This window comes from Enterococcus sp. 3G6_DIV0642 (assembly GCF_002140635.1).
Lineage (GTDB): Bacteria > Bacillota > Bacilli > Lactobacillales > Enterococcaceae > Enterococcus_D > Enterococcus_D casseliflavus.
Genome location: NZ_NGLH01000001.1, coordinates 913,908 through 931,375, shown reverse-complemented (window position 1 = coordinate 931,375; position 17,468 = coordinate 913,908). Strand labels below are relative to the sequence as shown.

At 41.0% G+C, this 17,468-nt stretch carries 13 protein-coding genes; 1 reads left to right on the top strand and 12 read right to left on the bottom strand.

Features of this window, described 5'->3' with window-relative positions:
- The first annotated feature begins 134 nt into the window (after positions 1-134).
- Entirely contained in the window at positions 135-1,103 is a 969-nt protein-coding gene (locus tag A5878_RS04575; protein ID WP_086294759.1) for an AraC family transcriptional regulator, read from the top strand.
- Between the two features lie 176 nt (positions 1,104-1,279).
- On the opposite strand, the gene A5878_RS04570 is transcribed toward A5878_RS04575, so the two are convergent.
- The 12 genes from A5878_RS04570 to A5878_RS04515 all read right to left on the bottom strand — a co-directional run bounded on the left by A5878_RS04570 (position 1,280) and on the right by A5878_RS04515 (position 17,323).
- Complete coding sequence (locus A5878_RS04570; RefSeq protein ID WP_086294758.1) at positions 1,280-2,134, bottom strand: GRP family sugar transporter; 855 nt, start codon at positions 2,132-2,134, stop codon at positions 1,280-1,282.
- A gap of 102 nt (positions 2,135-2,236) precedes the next feature.
- Entirely contained in the window at positions 2,237-4,822 is a 2,586-nt protein-coding gene (locus A5878_RS04565; RefSeq protein WP_086294757.1) for a glycoside hydrolase family 38 C-terminal domain-containing protein, read from the bottom strand.
- 2 nt (positions 4,823-4,824) lie between these two features.
- A complete protein-coding gene (locus tag A5878_RS04560; RefSeq protein WP_071859233.1) occupies positions 4,825-5,961 on the bottom strand; it encodes a PTS fructose transporter subunit IIC in 1,137 nt (378 codons plus the stop codon).
- On the bottom strand, positions 5,951-6,268 hold the full coding sequence (locus tag A5878_RS04555) for a PTS fructose transporter subunit IIB (RefSeq protein ID WP_008380922.1): 318 nt from the start codon (positions 6,266-6,268) through the stop codon (positions 5,951-5,953). Before A5878_RS04555 ends, A5878_RS04560 begins: the two co-directional genes overlap by 11 nt.
- 23 nt (positions 6,269-6,291) lie before the next feature.
- On the bottom strand, positions 6,292-6,741 hold the full coding sequence (locus A5878_RS04550) for a PTS sugar transporter subunit IIA (RefSeq protein ID WP_086294756.1): 450 nt from the start codon (positions 6,739-6,741) through the stop codon (positions 6,292-6,294).
- Position 6,742: 1 nt separating this feature from the next.
- Positions 6,743-8,647: a BglG family transcription antiterminator gene (locus tag A5878_RS04545; protein WP_086294755.1), complete on the bottom strand. Its 1,905-nt coding sequence runs from the start codon at positions 8,645-8,647 to the stop codon at positions 6,743-6,745.
- Positions 8,648-8,951: 304 nt separating this feature from the next.
- Entirely contained in the window at positions 8,952-10,781 is a 1,830-nt protein-coding gene (locus A5878_RS04540) for a lantibiotic ABC transporter permease (RefSeq protein ID WP_086294754.1), read from the bottom strand.
- Positions 10,756-13,020, bottom strand: a complete 2,265-nt coding sequence (locus A5878_RS04535) for a glycosyltransferase family 2 protein (protein WP_086294753.1) — start codon at positions 13,018-13,020, stop codon at positions 10,756-10,758. Before A5878_RS04535 ends, A5878_RS04540 begins: the two co-directional genes overlap by 26 nt.
- The gene (locus tag A5878_RS04530) at positions 13,017-14,057 is read right to left on the bottom strand and encodes a bifunctional glycosyltransferase family 2/GtrA family protein (RefSeq protein ID WP_074536517.1); all 1,041 of its coding nucleotides are present in this window, start codon (positions 14,055-14,057) and stop codon (positions 13,017-13,019) included. Before A5878_RS04530 ends, A5878_RS04535 begins: the two co-directional genes overlap by 4 nt.
- Before the next feature lie 59 nt (positions 14,058-14,116).
- On the bottom strand, positions 14,117-15,169 hold the full coding sequence (locus tag A5878_RS04525) for a GGDEF domain-containing protein (protein WP_005225346.1): 1,053 nt from the start codon (positions 15,167-15,169) through the stop codon (positions 14,117-14,119).
- A gap of 332 nt (positions 15,170-15,501) precedes the next feature.
- Positions 15,502-16,611, bottom strand: a complete 1,110-nt coding sequence (locus A5878_RS04520; RefSeq protein ID WP_086294752.1) for a GGDEF domain-containing protein — start codon at positions 16,609-16,611, stop codon at positions 15,502-15,504.
- Positions 16,612-16,615: 4 nt separating this feature from the next.
- Positions 16,616-17,323 (bottom strand): EAL domain-containing protein, encoded by a 708-nt coding sequence (locus tag A5878_RS04515; protein WP_086294751.1) that lies wholly within the window; start codon positions 17,321-17,323, stop codon positions 16,616-16,618.
- Between the last annotated feature and the right edge of the window lie 145 nt (positions 17,324-17,468).

The window sequence follows — 17,468 nt, the reverse complement described above, 5'->3', positions numbered from 1 at the left end:
CTCATTCAACTTCATTTAAAATCATAATAAATACGCTTTCAAATGTATCATAAGCAATTCTGTAGCTTGAAACAATGTCATACGCTTTGTAGATAATTATCATATTTTTAGATTTATGAAAGGAGGAGATCGTAATGACAACCGAAGAAATGGAAGCAAAACTTTTTCAGCTATCTGAACGAGAATGCTATCACAGAGACCATCCAAACCACCTTTCTGACTATTATCAACAGCTGGAAAAAGTGACGATCAATGGCCGACAAGTTTACTTATTCGATAATCTGATAGAAGAACAAGAAAACTTTACTCTGGTAAAGCAAAGCCGCTTCAGTCCAGTTCCTTATCATAACCACAGTTTTATCGAATTAAATTATATCTACTCAGGAACATGCATCCAATTGATCGATGATCAGAAAGTTACGCTGACAAAAGGACAAATTTGTCTGATTGATACTGGAATTCCACATTCGATTGAAATGACTGGTGAAGAAGATGTCTTGATCAATCTTTTGATCAAGCGGGATTATTTCGCTCAATTGATCAGTCGGGAACAGTTTAATGAAGGGGTCGTGCTTGATTTCGTTCTGACTGCATTGTCAGACAAACACGCGCATGACCAATATATTGTCTTTAAGAACAATAAAGATGATCGGATCCATGCTGTGATTCAAGAAATGCTGAAAGAAACTTATGAAAAAGCCATTGGCAGTAAACGAATCATCAGCAATCTGATCGCCATTCTTTTCACTTTTCTCGTGCGCGAGTTCGACTATCAGACCAACAAGCAAGAAGCGGCAAAAAAACAGCATATCCTAGCGATCTTGACCTATATCGAAGAAAATTTTCAAACCGTTACCTTACCAAAACTCGCCACCCTTTTTAACTATTCTCCTTCCTATCTAAGTGCATTGATCAAACGAGAAACTAGTAAAAATTTGACCGAATTGATTATCGAAAAGAAATTGAATCTCGCCCACAACTTAATTGCTTCCTCCACCAAACCAATCACCCAATGCGCGGCTGAAGCAGGATTCACCAATATCACTTTTTTCTATAAAAAATACAAAATTTATTATGGGCATACGCCGAAGAAGAAAAAGTGATCCTATGTCGCCACTTGTTTAAATAAAAAAATGTGGCATAAATTAAATATTCATGTTCTAAACAAAACAAAAAAAGAGTGGCTACCCACTCTTTGATTTTTAAATAAATTATTTATTTGTTAAACTATTATCTGCTATTTTATTGGTCGCTAACTAAAATTGCTCAACTGATAAATTTATTTCAACCAACTCATCCCTAATACACCAACAATATAGAGCAAGCTACCAAGAGCAACAAATTGCTTTTCTCTGCCAACTTTTCGTTCCTTTAAGAAAATAATACTTCCAAAGGTGGCAACAAGTAAGCTCATTTGAGAAAATGAATAGGTTACGCCTACACCCAAAGAAGACGACACAGCGAATAACGAAGCATTCGCGAGAACCCAAGTGCTACCAGTACCTAAATTGCGGATTATTTTGCGGAAACGCAGTTGTTTCTTACTTTTCAAGGAAATCACGCTTCCCCCGAGAAACATCCCTACTGCCTGAGGCAAGAAAATCTGTGCTCCACTTATCTGAAACAGACCAGTGACTGTCACATATAGCATCAAAAAAGCTGAAGAACAACATAGATAAAGAAGTACTTGCTGTGATAAGCTTGTTTTCTGATGACTTGTCTTAGTTACAAGGAAAACACCTGTTAGGATGACTCCTAGTGCCATGATTGAGAAAATTACCGTCGTTAAATCTTTCCATTCTTTGAGAAAGAAGCCAGATGCTAATGTAACAAATAATAATTGGGTACCGACGGAGACGGGCATTACTTTAGAAACCTCCGCTTTTTCCAAAGCGAGAAATTGGAAGTATTGTCCGCAAGCCCAAAAAACCCCAGATAATAAACTGATGAAAAATGGCACCATGGCATAACTCACTTGATTCAAAAAACCAAATACACTACCGAAAATCAAGGCTGCGATTGTTGTTCCTAGCAGTTGTTCCTCTGATTTCCCTCCCATCAATTTAGCGACGATTGGCATTAAGCCCCATCCTAGTGCAGGCAGTGAGGCAAGCAATAAAAGTTGTACGGACATAAAAACTCCTTCTAAACATTGTAAAAAGCGAGAACACAAAATCTTGTAGAGGAAAACGTTACAGAAGCAATTCCTTCTCGACAAATTTTGTGTTCTTTATTCCTATTTTTTAGTTAATAAATAGGTTGCTACCCCATAAGCATGGATGATATGATCCGCTTCAAGCGGTTCTTCTAATGCATTGATTCGTTGATATGCGTACCCATTAAATAATTTTTTTGGCTCAAGAGATCGTTCTTTGTTTGTTGAATTGACGAAACGGATAACGATTCCCTCAGAGTAATACGCATTATGAAGCGCACTGACTCCCACACCGGGTTCTAAGCTGCAGGACAACAAAGAAAGAGACATGTCGGTCAGAGATAATGGATCAATGCGCTTTTGAATTTTATTATCTATGCGATAAATAAAGTAATTCAAATCTTGCAATTGATAAGAAATCGATGGCTGTTCTTTAACAGTTTTCCAAGTAACCAACCACTCTTCAGAAAGAGCTGTTGATGCAACTCGCAGGGAAAAATCGAAGACCATCTCATAGTTTTCCATTTGAGCAAGAGGCGTTTCCATCATAATATGTCCCTTTTTGGTTGTATCGCCAGAAGCGCGACCTGGTCGATACAACAAATCCGGTTTTCCAAGGGAGTCGGTTGTAGCTAGTACCGTTACATATAAGGAGTCGTCGAGATATTCATACTCTTTGCTCTGCTCGCTATAAAAAACGAGGGCGTTTTCTTGATCATAAACAACCACTTGTTTTTCAAATGGTTCAATATTGACGGGTTTTTCTGCATATTTTTCTTGCCAATTTTCCAGTGTTTGATTTCTTTTTTCAAGATAACCAAATTGAATGGCTGCAACCGCTCTTTCTATCGGCTTGTTTAGTCGAGCTTTCACTCGAATCCGATGATTTAAAAGCGTATTTTTAAAACGTAGCTTTGCGTTTACCTCACCGTTTTTTGTCAGTTGGAGGATCAATGTATAGGCGAATGTTTTGGTGGCGATCCCTTTCATCCGTTCTTCGATCGTATACGGTAGATGTAAACTTCCTTCCAAAACCAACGTTTCTTGCTTTCCTTTGCAGCTGGCAAAAGAAAGCGTGATCGGTTGATCATTCAAAATAGGCGAATAGTCATACGTATCACCGGCATTACTATCATCGATGATCGACAAGAAATCCACGATCTGTTGTTTTCCATCTGAATAAATCAGGTGGCCGTCTTCAAAGGAAAGCGTATATTTCCCATTTCTAATCCATGTGTTTTGATCTAAAGAAAATTCGGGAGTTGTCTCTTGCTCTTCAAATGTAAAGACTCGATAACCAAGGCCTGAAAAGGCACAAGTCACTTGAACAGTTAACAGATAATACCCCTCTTCTTCAATAAAACGGTTGCCAGCAGGCGTTTCTTCCATAATATTTTTCCTGCTTGGGATATACACTGCTTCAAGAACAGATGAATCAGCTCCAATAACCTTGATATTGTTGGTTCTGGATACGATCTTAACGAATTTCTCCCCTTGAAATGGCAATGGTGTTGGATGAAGAATCAGAAATTGATTGGCTTGTAAAGCGAGTCCTTCACTGATTCTTTTTAAAATCAAATTTTCAATACTAGCACAAATCTCACTGATTTCTTTTAATCGATGACTGATATCTTGAGCAACACTATCTGATACACAGCCTGCCAAACTATCATGGGCTTGACATTCAAATAACTTTTTCCAAGCTTTCATTAGCAATCGATTACTTAATTCAACCCCTAAATCTTTCGCAATAACTAGCATTGGTTCAATTTCTAAGACTAATTTGTTTTCTAATCGAAATATCTCACGTTTCAGATCCATTCGTACAGAACCAATTGTTTTGTGGACCCGAGCAAAAACCGGTGCACGAAACTCTCCTTGATAAACTTCCAGTTCTTTTTGACGGACGATCTCCATAAATGCTGGATAGGTGCTCAATTGATACTTGTATTTTCCAAGCTGATTGATTTTCGTTAGTTTTTCTTCTATGGCAGAAACAATGCCTAACTGATCATTTCCAGTTGGAATCAAGATTTCAGGTTCATTCGCGTAGCTCTTAATAAAATCGACACCTTTATCGAGTCTGCCATCTACATAACTGCTCGTTGGCTCCAATTGCTGCTGTGCACCATATCCTTGAGGAAAATTCACCGCATACAGTGAATCTTGCCCACTTAAACTCGTCCATTTAAAGTAAGGGGATTTGACCTGTTCCCCTAAATCGATGCCTCGCCAAAAGATAATGTTATCAAGTCCAACTTCGTTCAATATGGTTGGCATTTGAGCATTAAAACCAAATGTATCTGGCAAATAGCCGATCGGCATATAGCTGCCATATTTTTTGCTATCAAATATACCAATCATGGCATTTCGAATGATGGACTCACCAGAAGCAAAAAAGGCATCTGTTTGGGTGTACCAAGGACCGATGAACAATTGACCATTGGCGATCAACTCTCTGACCTCAGTCAAGCGCTCAGGATAGAGTTCTAAATAATCGTCTAGAATAGACATTTGTCCATCTAGCACGAAAGAAGCAGTCGGTTGCCTCTTTAGTTCTTTTAGTACATCACTAAATAATTGATCACTCAAAACGACACAGTCCATTGAAGTAAAATACCATTCACGATCCCAATGGGTGTGGTTTACTATGTGTACATTTGTCATAGCTATGCTTCCCACTGCTCTTCCCAAGCAGCTTCGTCAAATTCTTCCATCGTGGTATCTGTTTCTTTCCCCGCATCTTTTGAACGTAGCAAGCTTGTACAAATCGCAATGAATAATGAGCCAGTAGCAATCGATAAAACATACAGTGGCCATTTTTCTACAGTGAACCAGCCATAAAAACCAGAGATTGGGGCTGTATTGACAGCTCCAAGACCTACAGCCATTGCAGAACCAATCGCTGAACCAATCATATTCACTGGGATCACTTTTAGTGGATTTTCCACCGCAAATGGGATCGCTCCTTCTGAAATGCCTACTAGACCCATAATGATCGACGATTTTCCTGCTTCTTTTAATTCGTTATTGTATTTACTCTTGGCAAAAACAGTCGCTAAGCCTAAACCAATTGGTGGAATAATGATTGCCACTTGCGCTGCAGTGTTTGGTGCATAAACGTTACTTGTCAATAAAGCCATCGCGGTTGTCACAGCTGCCTTATTTACTGGTCCCCCAAGGTCAAATCCAACCATTGCCCCTACAACTGCCGCCATCACGATCGCATTTCCGCCACTCAATCCGTTCAACCATGACTCTAAGCCCACATTGATAGCTGCAAATGGTGTACCGATCACATAATTCACAAGTAGGACAGTGACTAAAGTACCTAAAACAGGAACTAAGAACACTGGAACTACCGATGCCATCGATTTTGGCAGCTTTATATGGTTTTTGATCCACAAGCAAATGTACCCAGCGATCAGCCCTGAAACAATTGCGCCTAAGAAGCCTGCGTTAATGTCTTTTACTAACATACCTCCAACAAGACCAGGGGCAATCCCTAGCTTATCGGAAATCGAATAAGCAATAAATGCCGATATTACGGGAAACATCAATCCTAAAGCGATGCCACCGAATCCATCTAAACTATGGAGTAATCGGATGATCGTATTCGCACTTTCTCCATGAGAGGCGTCCCAAATATCGACGATCCCAAATATTGATCCGCCTACTCGAGAAATCGCCATGATAACTGCTCCGGCAATCACCAGAGGAATCATATAAGATATTCCTGTTAAAACATGATTTTTCATTTCACTTGCCAACTTTTTCATCTGATTTTCCTCCTCTTTATTGATCAATCAGCTTTAATGCATCTTCAATTACTTTTTCTGCATTTTTTATAGGGGCTGCTACCGGGACTTTAAGGATCTCCTTGCCATTGAAACGCTCTTCATTTCTCACTTTCGTATCGACGGCAAAAATCACGACTTCCCCAATTTGACAATCCCGCTCGTTCAATTCATTTTCGATACCTGTTGCTCCTTGTGTCTCAACCTTGATTAAATCCCCACGTTTCGCTGCTGCTTTTTTTAGCGCCTGTGCCGCCATAAAGGTATGGGCAACTCCTGTGGCACACGCCGTTACTGCAATAATTTTTCTCTTCATTCTTCTTTCTCCTTTTCTCCGTTTTATTCGCTTAATAGTTTCGCGATAATCTCTTTATCTGTTTCGTTTTTCAGCGCTTCTGTGATGTCTTCATCCATCAATTTCATGGCAATTTCTGATAAGATCCGTAAATGGGTGTCTCCTTGATGTTCTTCAGGAATAGCAAGCATAATCACAACCGTTACTGGTTCATCATCTAAGGATTGCCATTCTAATGGTGCCTTTAACCGAGCAAAAACGATTGCGGGTTCAGAAACTGCACGACTTTTTCCATGGGGGATTGCTATATTATTGCCTATTCCTGTGGTCGAGTGATCTTCTCTTTCCATAACTGATTGAACATACTCATTTTCGGATTGAACAATTCCTTCAGTTACCAATATTTTTGCTAATTGACGGACCACTTCTTCTTTAGTGGTTGCCTCTAGACCAAGAACAATATGTTCAAAAGGTAGTAGTGTTTCTATATTCATTTTATGTTCCCCCTTGTAAATACTTTTTTAATTCCTCTTTCGTCCCTTTAAGGAGGAAGGTTCGTTCATCTGATTCCATCACATTAAGCATCGTGTCATAGATTTCCTCAAGTTCTTGTACAGTTTCATCTTTGATACAGATGAAAAAGACATATTTCACCTTTGTTTCTCCCCAGTGGATCTCATTATTAAGACGTAAAAATACAATCGCTGATTTTTTCACGTATTCTGGTGTACCATGAGGTGTTGCGAATCGTCCAAAAGAAGTAAAGGAAAGCTGTTCCCTTTTTAGCGAAGAGTCAATCATTTCCTCGTTTACATACCCACGAGTAATCAATTGCTCCCCAATAAATGTAATCACCTCTTGATAATCTTCAAAATGATGATCTAAAAAAATCAAGTCCTCATGAATCAATTTCGCAAACTGACTGAAAGAACCATTTTGTTTTTCTTCGACTTTTCTTAAAAAGGCTTCTATTTTTCGCTGCTCATCTTTATTCAGTACAGGTGAAACATGGATTGTTGGAATCGAATCGATTTTTAAATCCACTGTCGATAAAATCAAGTCCTCATAAATATTGGTCTGAATCAACTCTTGAATTGAAAGAATCCTGGAAATATCGATTTGGTCATAATTTCTCCGAATACGAGCAGCTAATAGCTGTGAAGTGCCTTTCCCACTGCTACAAACTAATAAGACACTCACTTTCTTAGGTTGTTTTTCTTCTCGTTGTTCTTTCATCACTTGGATGTGTACGGCCAGAAAGGCAACCTCATCTTCAGGGATCGAAATCGAAAAATGCCAATTTAAGGCATGAGCTAATCGAAGCGCTTCCTCAAAAGACAAAGGGAAATTCTTCTTCACATCATTTAGAAAAGGGTTATGAATGACTAATCCTTTTTGAATGCGATAAATAGCTTCTTTGATATGTGATACCAATCCTAACAAAAGACTTTCATTGCGTAGGGAGATCGTTTCATGAATCAATTTGCGTATCGTTTCATCAAGCAAATCATCGGAGTCATTCTTCTTCATCAACGAATCCCCATAGATATGAAGCGAAATATAATGAACTTCCGAAACTGGCAACGACAGAGAAAACGTTTCTTCTATTGAAGCAATAAAACGATAAAAAGCTCTGTTCTCCATCAAAGGATGTCTTCTTTCTTCAAAAGTCAGATAATTCTTCTCTTTGACCCGATCAATCATGATGATTAGATGAAGCAATAGTGAGTGATAGGCAGCATCATTAAGCGTAATTTGTTCTTTTTTCAAATACTCTTGTAAGAGCGTATCAACTAAAGAAATCTTTGTCAGGTCAATAAAATCATTAACAAACTGAGGAATTCCTTGAATCGAATGCAAATAGCGTTGCTGCTCTTGTGTTATTTTCCAATTTCCACCCCAGAAATAGTAGATCAAATCAAATGCTAAACGACGTTTTTCTTGTTCTGACAAATTCAAAAAGGAACCCTTCCCCGGTAAAACTTCAATCGTAACGTTAAAATGACGAAAGATCTCGCTTACCTGCCCCATGTCATTTTCTAAAGTTGATTTACTGATGTAGAGTGCATCTTGCAGTTGTTGACGCGTAAAATACGTTTTTTGTTTCAGTATTTCAAAGCAAAGAAACTGAATACGATCTTTTTTGCTCGTCGGTAAGTTTGATTCCTCGTGCCCATCAAGATACTTTAGAATTTCAGCTGAATCACCATCAAGAAATACACCTACTCTAGGTTTGCGAACAAGCCTTATTGCTGTTTCCTGCAAAAATTCATCAATTCTCTTTAGCGATTGCGAAACTGTCTTTTGCGAAAGCGACATATGCAACCCAATTTTAGCAACCGTTGTTGGTCCATTCTCTAAGAGATATCGAATAATTGCTTTTTCCCGTTCACTGATCATGAAACTATCACCTCGTCTACGTTTCTAATGGTAGCTTTTTCTTAAAAAAATGAAAACACTTACTTTTACTGCATTCATTACAGTAAATCATAGGCACTGAATATATTGCGCCGTTTTTTTTCATGTGTACTTTTTCGTTTAATCCAGATTATTTACATGTCCCTTGGTATTTTCATAGTATAGAGGATATTACTCAGTGGGAACAGAAAAAAAATACCAATGAACAAACGAACTGTCGTCTGTTTCATTGGTATTTTAACTTTTGATTCTCTAATAACGAGACACGCTTGAGCAATTCCTTCCCTTAACGCCCCAACACCTCCGCCACCGAATAAACGCCTGGGGCAAAGGTCTTGCCTGTTAGCTTCTTCGTCATGGCATTAAAGGTATAGTGCTCTTCTAAGACGACGACTTCATCGTATTGCTTTAATAGCGTGCGAAATTCAGCATCGGATAAGAGGAAATTCTCTCGGCCATCGACATTAGGTGAAAACAAGTAATATTTTCCGACATAGCCAACTAAGTAGCTATCTACTGCTTCTTTGTTAGTACTGACCACCAAATATTTTTTCTCGTTTAGGTCAAAGTGATCGCCAGTAACGGCTGAAACTTGTGCTGGAATCGAAGCAGCATATTCACGATTGGTATAACGCATGCCATTATTCTCTGAAAGGATCAGCAATGTCGCAAAAAATAGCAGAATCAAGGTACTGTATTGATAGATTTTTTTCGTGGTCAAGCTGGCAAAACTACGGTAGTTTCGCCGATCGATCGCTTGTTCATGATACAAATGATCAATGCCTCGGACCATGAAAAAGGTCATTAATCCAAGTGCTAAAATCACGATACTTGAGGCATAGCGATCGAACCCTGCCAAAGACAATGCTTCATCAGTGGGCATCGAGAACAAGAACATGGCATAGATTCCTAAATAATACCCCCCAATGATACCATCGATCAACAGCAGTTCTTTGAAAAATGGATTGCGTTTTTTCATGATAAATCGGACAAATAGCCAACTACCCAACAGGATGATCTGGATCAAGAGAATCCCTTGCGTGGAGATCGTCGCAACATCCGTGATGGTTTTGACAAAAACATCCGTTATCTGCTGTAGTATCTGAGAATCCTTTTCACTAAAAATCTGTTTATAAGCGGTCACGCTGACTTCATGCTTCGATTTAGGAAAATTCGCTTTGACATGCAGGTTCCAAAGAATCGCTGGCAGGACAGATAGCCCAATGGCAGCTAATCCTACAATCATCATGCCCAGCCGTTGCCGCCAACGAACTGATGCCTGCCACAAGCAGACTAGTAAATAGCCGCCTAAAATCAGCAGAAAAAAGACGGCGCTATTTTTGACCAAATCAAGAGAGGCGCCAATCAAAAGAAAGAAACCGATCGACGGTAGTACGTTGCCTTTTAAAGCGAATAAGCCAGCGATGCCAGCTAAAGTCAACACTGGCAGGATAAAGTCCACTAACAAATTATTCATTCGAATCGCAATATTAAAATAATTGAAAACCGCCATACTGGTGAAGATCAGGGCAAAAGCCAGCTTTCTTTTCGGATCACGAATAATCGCAAAGAAACTATACAGACTACAGAAAATCAAAATCAATTGACCAATCAGCAAGACATTCTCATGATAGCCAACAATGATCGCTGTATAAGTAACAAACAGCGAGCTGCCTAAAGGATAGGAAGTAAAACTGATGATGGCATCGGCTGCCGTTGGCAATTGTCCCTGCGTATAAAGGAATTTAACGATCGTCGCCCAATGGGAGAAGTTGTCATAGTGGGTCAAATGACTGTGAAGCAAGGTTAAAACGAACAAAGCAAAATAGCCGTAAAACCACAGCAGGATGGGCTCTTGCAAGCCCCAACGTACCTGATGGCGCTCCTGCCAAAAACGCCAAACGCATAATAGTAAACCAAGACCAAATAAAACCCATGCCCCCCGGATCAACCATCCTTTTGGACCATATGCGACAAAGGAAAGAACGAGGATCGGCAAACAGCAAGCAGCGATCCAGCTGATGTGTTTGGGAAAATGGCAAACTCGTACAAAAAGATAGGCATAGCCAGCTAATGATAAACCAAAAAGACTAAATCGCAGCAGGATCTCGATCATCATCTTCCTCCTTTCTCAGCAAACTGTCTACCCATTCTTGAAAGGCTGCTGTAAAACGCAGCTCGGAAAGATTGCTTACTTGATAAATCACTTGATTTTCTGTTGGTTGAAGCGTTGCTTTTTCAGCGTGAAGCACAAGATTACTGATCGGCAAGGTTAGACGGGCAGGCATCTCGACTTCTTCTGTTTTTACCAAAGTGAGCTGGTCAAAACCAAACGTTGTGACCGTATAGGCTCCTTCTTCAAAGACCCATTCTTGATCAATCGACAGGACAGGCACTCGCTGAGGCGGCAATGGCTTTTCTTTGGCTTGCAGCAGATGCTTACCGAGATTTTCAAAAAGACTGTCAAAGAAGGTCATCCACGGGTCACGCAGAACTGGCAGGCTTTGATTGAAGCCATCATAAATGATCTGCAAATAAGCTAAGTAGTCTTTTTCTGATAATTGGTGTAAAGCAACCCCATAGACCCAGCGATCCTTGCCTGAAAAAACGCGGACGACGTTTCCCGTCATCTCTGCTTGGTAGTCATTACGGGTGATTTTAAACGTCAGCTGCGCATCTGGCGGAAAATAAAGAGGAACGTCAGAAACAAAGGACAAGCCGTTTTCTGAGATATTTTCTGTCATCAAAGAATAGCTGGCGTCTTGGTCGGAAACTTCAACAGGATAATGGGCTCTGAACCGTTCCGTCGTTCGGTAAATCGGGCGACCGAGATAAAATAAGACCGCAAAGGTTAAGTTAAAGAAATGGGTCAGCAACCAGAAAGTCAACACGCTGCCATAGAAAATCTCTGAGCCGAATTTGCCGTAATTAAACTTCACTAAGCCGATAATCGTCAAAATCAACAGCAACAAATGCGGCACCACAAACAACAAGTCTTTTTTAGACTGAGTTGCTGCTTTATTGGTCACTTTGAAACGGGTCTCTTTGATGCCAATGGCTTGTAAAAAGACAGGAATCACTAGGTAAGGTGCAAAAATCGTTTCCTGGATCTCGCCCCAGCGCTGCGTTCGAATATCACTGCTCAAATCCTGCATCGCCAAATGCAAGAACGTATAGCTTGGCAGCCAAAACAGCAGCAAGACCCAAAAGTTGGTCTCTACGACCCTTACATTAAAGACGGTGTACAAAATCGGCGCGAAAATAAACAGCAACCGACGTAAAAACGACCACCAATACAAATAACTGTTTAAGAAAACCATTTTTTGCGCCAAAGACAACGTCTTGTTCTTAAAAAGATGGAGATTGTGGACACTTTGGACCACTCCTCTTCCCCAGCGAATCCGCTGCTTTAAGGCACTTGGGATATCAATTGGAGACAGACCGCTGGCCATTGGCTGCAATGTTGATAAACTGCGATAACCTTGGCAATTGATCAAGGCGCCTAATTCAAAATCTTCTGTGATCGTGTCCGTCGGAAATCCGCCAGCGGCTTCGATCGCTTCTCGTGCGATCACCGTATTGGAACCTGTATAAATAGCGGTATCATGGGCGTTGTTCAAAACATTGACTTCTCTGGAAAAGAAGTCCTGCTCGTTAGGGATCGCCGCTTCTGAAAAAAGATTGTACTGAAAAAGATCCGCATTGTAAAAACTTTGCGGTGTTTGGACAAAGCCCAACGGTTTGATGGACTGGTCTTTGCGGCGTTCCTGCTGATTTGCCACAAAATATGGCACTGTTTCCAGCAAAAAATCTGAGTAAGGAATCATATCTGCATCAAAGGTCGCTACTAGCGGCGAATTGGTTTTTGATAATGCATGATTGAGATTGCCTGACTTGGCATGCTGATTGCCTGTCAATCCAATATAGCCAATGCCAAATTTATCTGCCAGTGCTTTGACCTCTGGACGGTTGGTGTCATCTGACAAGTAGATGTGAACTTTTTTTGGATCGGGGTATTTCATATGAACTGCCGCATTGACCGTTTTTAATAAAAGCGGCACTTCTTCATTATGGGTCGCAATCAACACATCGATCGCTGGATAGTCGGCTTCTGGCACGATCGGTTTTTCAAAAGGCTTTGCTTTGTTTTTGTTCCAAATCAACAGCAAGCCCGTAAAGTTCGATACGATCTCACTACCCCAAAGTAGCAAACCAAACAGCAGGGCAAACCAAGACTCGTGCCATGGCAATGTATACAGCCCCCGCCATGATAAATAGATCAGCGAAAAGACAAACGCCAGAAAGTAAACGACTTTTTTCGCCCAAGGCAAACGTTTTTGTTCCACCTCAATCACTCCTTAAAGATGACATTTTTTTGCACATGGTAACTAAAGAAAAAGAGCAGGCAATCGACGCCTATTTTTAACAACACAGAATCCCCGATCGGCAGGATCAAATAGATCAGGTAGACGAGGAAAGAGGACAGCAAAATCTGTACGATTACCAATAAAAAATACTGCAGCATACTGTTCTTTGTCCGTTGACCAAAAACAAGCTCGCGATTGATGTAGTAATTGACGATCGCCGAAATCAAGCGGGCACCCAACGAAGCAATCACGATGGAGGACAGATCGATGACAGACAAGAAATGGATCAATAACGCATAGGCGATCACATCGACAAAAAAGGAGACCACAGATGAAAACAAATACTTCAAAAAGACGCTATAGATAGCGACGGAATCTGCCAAGACCCGAAAATGGGAAGAGGCATTTTCTTCAATATAGATGGTGGCGATCGGTTGCGAGAGAATCGGCCACCCCCGTTTCTGGGCTTCGATCAGCATCCGCGTTTCATATTCAAAGCGCTCACCTGAGATCGCCAACAAATCTGTCATGAATTTCCGAGGGAAAACCCTTAAGCCCGTCTGCGAATCCTCGATGGCAAGACCAGTCGCTAAACGTAGGATATTTCGGGTCAAAATGTTGCCGAACTTACTCCGCAAGGGCACTTCTTTGCCAAAGGATCGGGTCCCTAAAATAATACTGTCGGGATGGGCTTGGGCCTTTGCTAAGCAAGCCATCATATCGGTATACTCATGCTGCCCATCCGAATCAATGGTCACCATAAATTCAACAGCTGGCTGGTTTGTCAGCACTTCGGTGAGGGCGGTTTTGATGGCTGCGCCTTTTCCAAGATTCTTTGGATGGGTCAAAACCTGACAGCCAAACTGCTGTGCCAACGCCGAAAAGACAGACTGATAAGCAGCCCCACTGCCATCATCCACGACCAAAATCGGCAGGTGCTGGTTATGCAAACGAATTTTCTCCACCAGAGCCAGCAGTTTGTGGTCAGGTTCTAGCGAAGGAATCATGATTAAACTATTTTCCATATGCGCTCCTCATTTAAGGTAGTATTTTTGAAAATAAAAAAGAAAAGAAGCCAACCCCGTCAGTAAAGACAGAGTTGGTCGCGACCGCTGCGCTTGGCTCGATACAATGCTTGATCGGCTCGTTCTTGTGTTTGCTGTAGCAACTCGCCCTTTTGCCGTTGTGCGATCCCAATCGACAACGTGATGCTGACCGAATCGCCTGCATCCAAGATGATCTCTTGGTAACGGATGCGCTTTTGGATTTTTTCGAGGAGATAAGCAGCAGCCTGTGCGTCTCCTTGGATCAAGATCGCAAACTCTTCCCCACCGATGCGATAGACCGGGTTGCTCGCCGTACAGTAGGTCGAAAAAATACGAGCGATTTCTTGCAAAATCACATCCCCAGCACGGTGTCCGTAACGGTCATTGTAATTTTTGAAATGATCGATATCGATCAAAGCGATCGATAAGTCCACCTCGGTCGTGTCTAGGCGTTGGCGGTCATCTTGAAATTTACGGAAGTTGTTCAACTGCGTAAGATCATCGATTTTGACCAATGCCAAAATGCGCTGCATATCATTGACTATCGAGTAAAGGAAAAACGCCAACGTATAGGCGAGAATGCCATAAACTATATAAATTAGGGTCGTTTTTTGAATATCACCCGTCAGATAAAAACCAAAAAGAAAGGAGATAGCGATCAAGTAGGTAATTGATAGGAATAACTCTTGTTTGTCAGTAAATCGCCGTTTGGCCCAAGCATGCAGAAATGTCAGTGTCACTATCAAAAAAAACGTAAGATATAAGTTCAACCAAGACGATTTTGATACTTCAAACAAGAAACGCCCTAACGCTAGATTGACCATCGTCGGTACGGTCACCTTCCACCCCAGATATTTCATGGAAAAAGCGTAAAGCAAAAAGCGCAGGTCAAATCGCGTTTCGTATACGACGTAAGAGAAATTCATCATCAGCATCCCCACCACGGTTTCACAAGCAATCGCCGCTGCGATCTGTTTCGCTTTGAACGTCCCTTGGCCAACGAATCCGTCACTGATTTTGAATAACAAATAAATATTGATGATAATTGCGCCTAAATTTGCGAGTGTATTGACAACCAGCGTATTTGCCATTTCCTGTGCTTCCTTTCTAAAAAAAAGAACCCTTACTTGCTGATTCGACGGGACAATTCCAGAAACATTTCATTGGAAAAGCGGACAAAGCATCAAGTAAGAATCACTATTAATTATTGACAGTTTTTATCACTCTTGATTTAGAATAATTTACCAGAAATTATACATAGTTTCAATCTTTTTGTTGATATGCGAAGACTCTCAAGATAAATAAAAAAAGCAAAATGTATATTTTTTAAATAAATAACATTATTTCTTTATTATTACTAACTTTTTGTGCATAAAGATTTAATTCTTTGTGAATTTGTGCAAATCATTTTTTCATTATTTTTTTACGTCTCAGGTAAGGTGCACACCCGATTTCGACCACTTTGTTTTGCGAGATAGAGTGCTTGATCGGCTCTTTCGACGGCTGCCAAGATATCGCCATGACAAACGGTGCTCGCTTCAACGCCGCAAGACAAAGACATCGTCCCTTTTTCAAAATTGGCGACAGGAAACATACTGCTGGAAATGGTTTGACACAGCGTCGTCATCGCAGCTACGGTCTTTTCTTTGACATCCCCTTCGATCACGACACAGAACTCTTCGCCGCCATAACGATAAAAGGAAAAGGTCTCGGCAAAATGCGCATCTAAAAAAGTGGACGTCCGTGAGGCGAAAGTTCTCAATAGCTCATTTCCGGCGATATGACCATAACGGTCGTTGACCTTTTTGAAGTGATCGAGATCGATCATGGCGATCGTCACAGTCTTTTTCTGTGAAACGGCTTGAAGCAGATCGTGGTTATAGGTCCCATAGTTGAAGCAGCCGGTCAACGCATCGATCTTACTATTCGCCAACTCTGCCAGTACTTGGTACTCTTCGCCTTCAATCAACCGATGCAGCCACATAAAGCCACCCAACAGCACAAAAGAACCAACAAGTACTGCCAACATCGCTTCCCAGTCATAGGTCGTCGTATGATGGACCAACATCGAAAAACGCGGTGAGAGCAGACAGGTCAAAAAATACATCAAATAAAATTGCTGTTGCGGACGCAGCGGCTTGATTTTTGATAAGAGAAAATCAAGGACAAAGACGCCGACACCTAATAGTGGTAAATAAAAGGCTTTTCCAATGTCAGAAAAACCGACAAACAGTAAATAGAACACGACCATACACGGCGTTATCAAAATCAAGATCTTGCCACGATCACCATAGAAAAAATGACTCGCAATAAAAGCAGTTGTGTATTGATAACAGATAAACCCAACTGAATTCATTGAGAAAGAAAGAATAAAATACAAATGCGTAAACGTCAGAATACCAATAATAAAATACTTAAATGGACGAGAAACCGATATTTTTTGCACACTTCGTACAAAAACATCTGCGGTCACCAGTAAACTGGCAATCATCAGCGGCAAACCAAACGCCAAGAGCACGCCTCGTTCTAACATTCCATCACAATCGCTCTCCTTTAGACCATAAATATCCTTGTTGTAAATGAACCCCCATCTCAAGCAGCTGCGCCATCTTATCGCGATTCTCGATGCCTTCAACGATCAACTCAAGCTGATACTTTTTGGCGACCTTCAACCAACAGGTCAAGAAACTAAACCCGATCTCCTCATCGAGCTGAATAAACGGCAGTAGTGAAAATTTCAAACAATCCACATTTTCAAGATTGGCAAAGACCAATGACAGGGTATTTTGGCCACAGCCGATGTCATCGACAGCGATCACATAGCCATAGGCTTTGATTTTTTCAAGGGCAGTAGACAAATTAAAAGAATCATGCTGACCTTTTACAGGATGCTCTGTTAATTCGATCTGCAACTGCTCTTTGTGAGCAGTCATCCCCTCAAAAAAGGTCCACGTTGACTGCCACAGCAGCTGTTGTGGATGAATATTGACACTAAAGCGGGTTTTCGGCTTTTTTTGGCACAACCGTCGCAGCTCCTGGGCATACCACCCCATCAACTGCTGATTGCCACTTTCAGATTGAATCATTGCGCTGAATTCTTTTTGCGGAAAGCGGTTGTTTTTCTCGCTGCGCAGCAAGACCTCATAGCCGTTCACCTCTTGCTGACTTAGCGATTCTACCTGCATGATTGGTTGACATAACAGATAAAAATTGTCTGTGTTTTCCCAAATTGTTTCATTTCCCATCTTCGTTAAGCCCCCATCTAGTAAAGTTATCACTTCCGAAAATTGGTCATATTCGTATCATCGCTCGTTCATAGTCCTTAGAAAAAGAAGCTTCTAAGGAACTGACTTGCCTAAGTATACCAAATAGAGCCGCAGTTCCCCAACT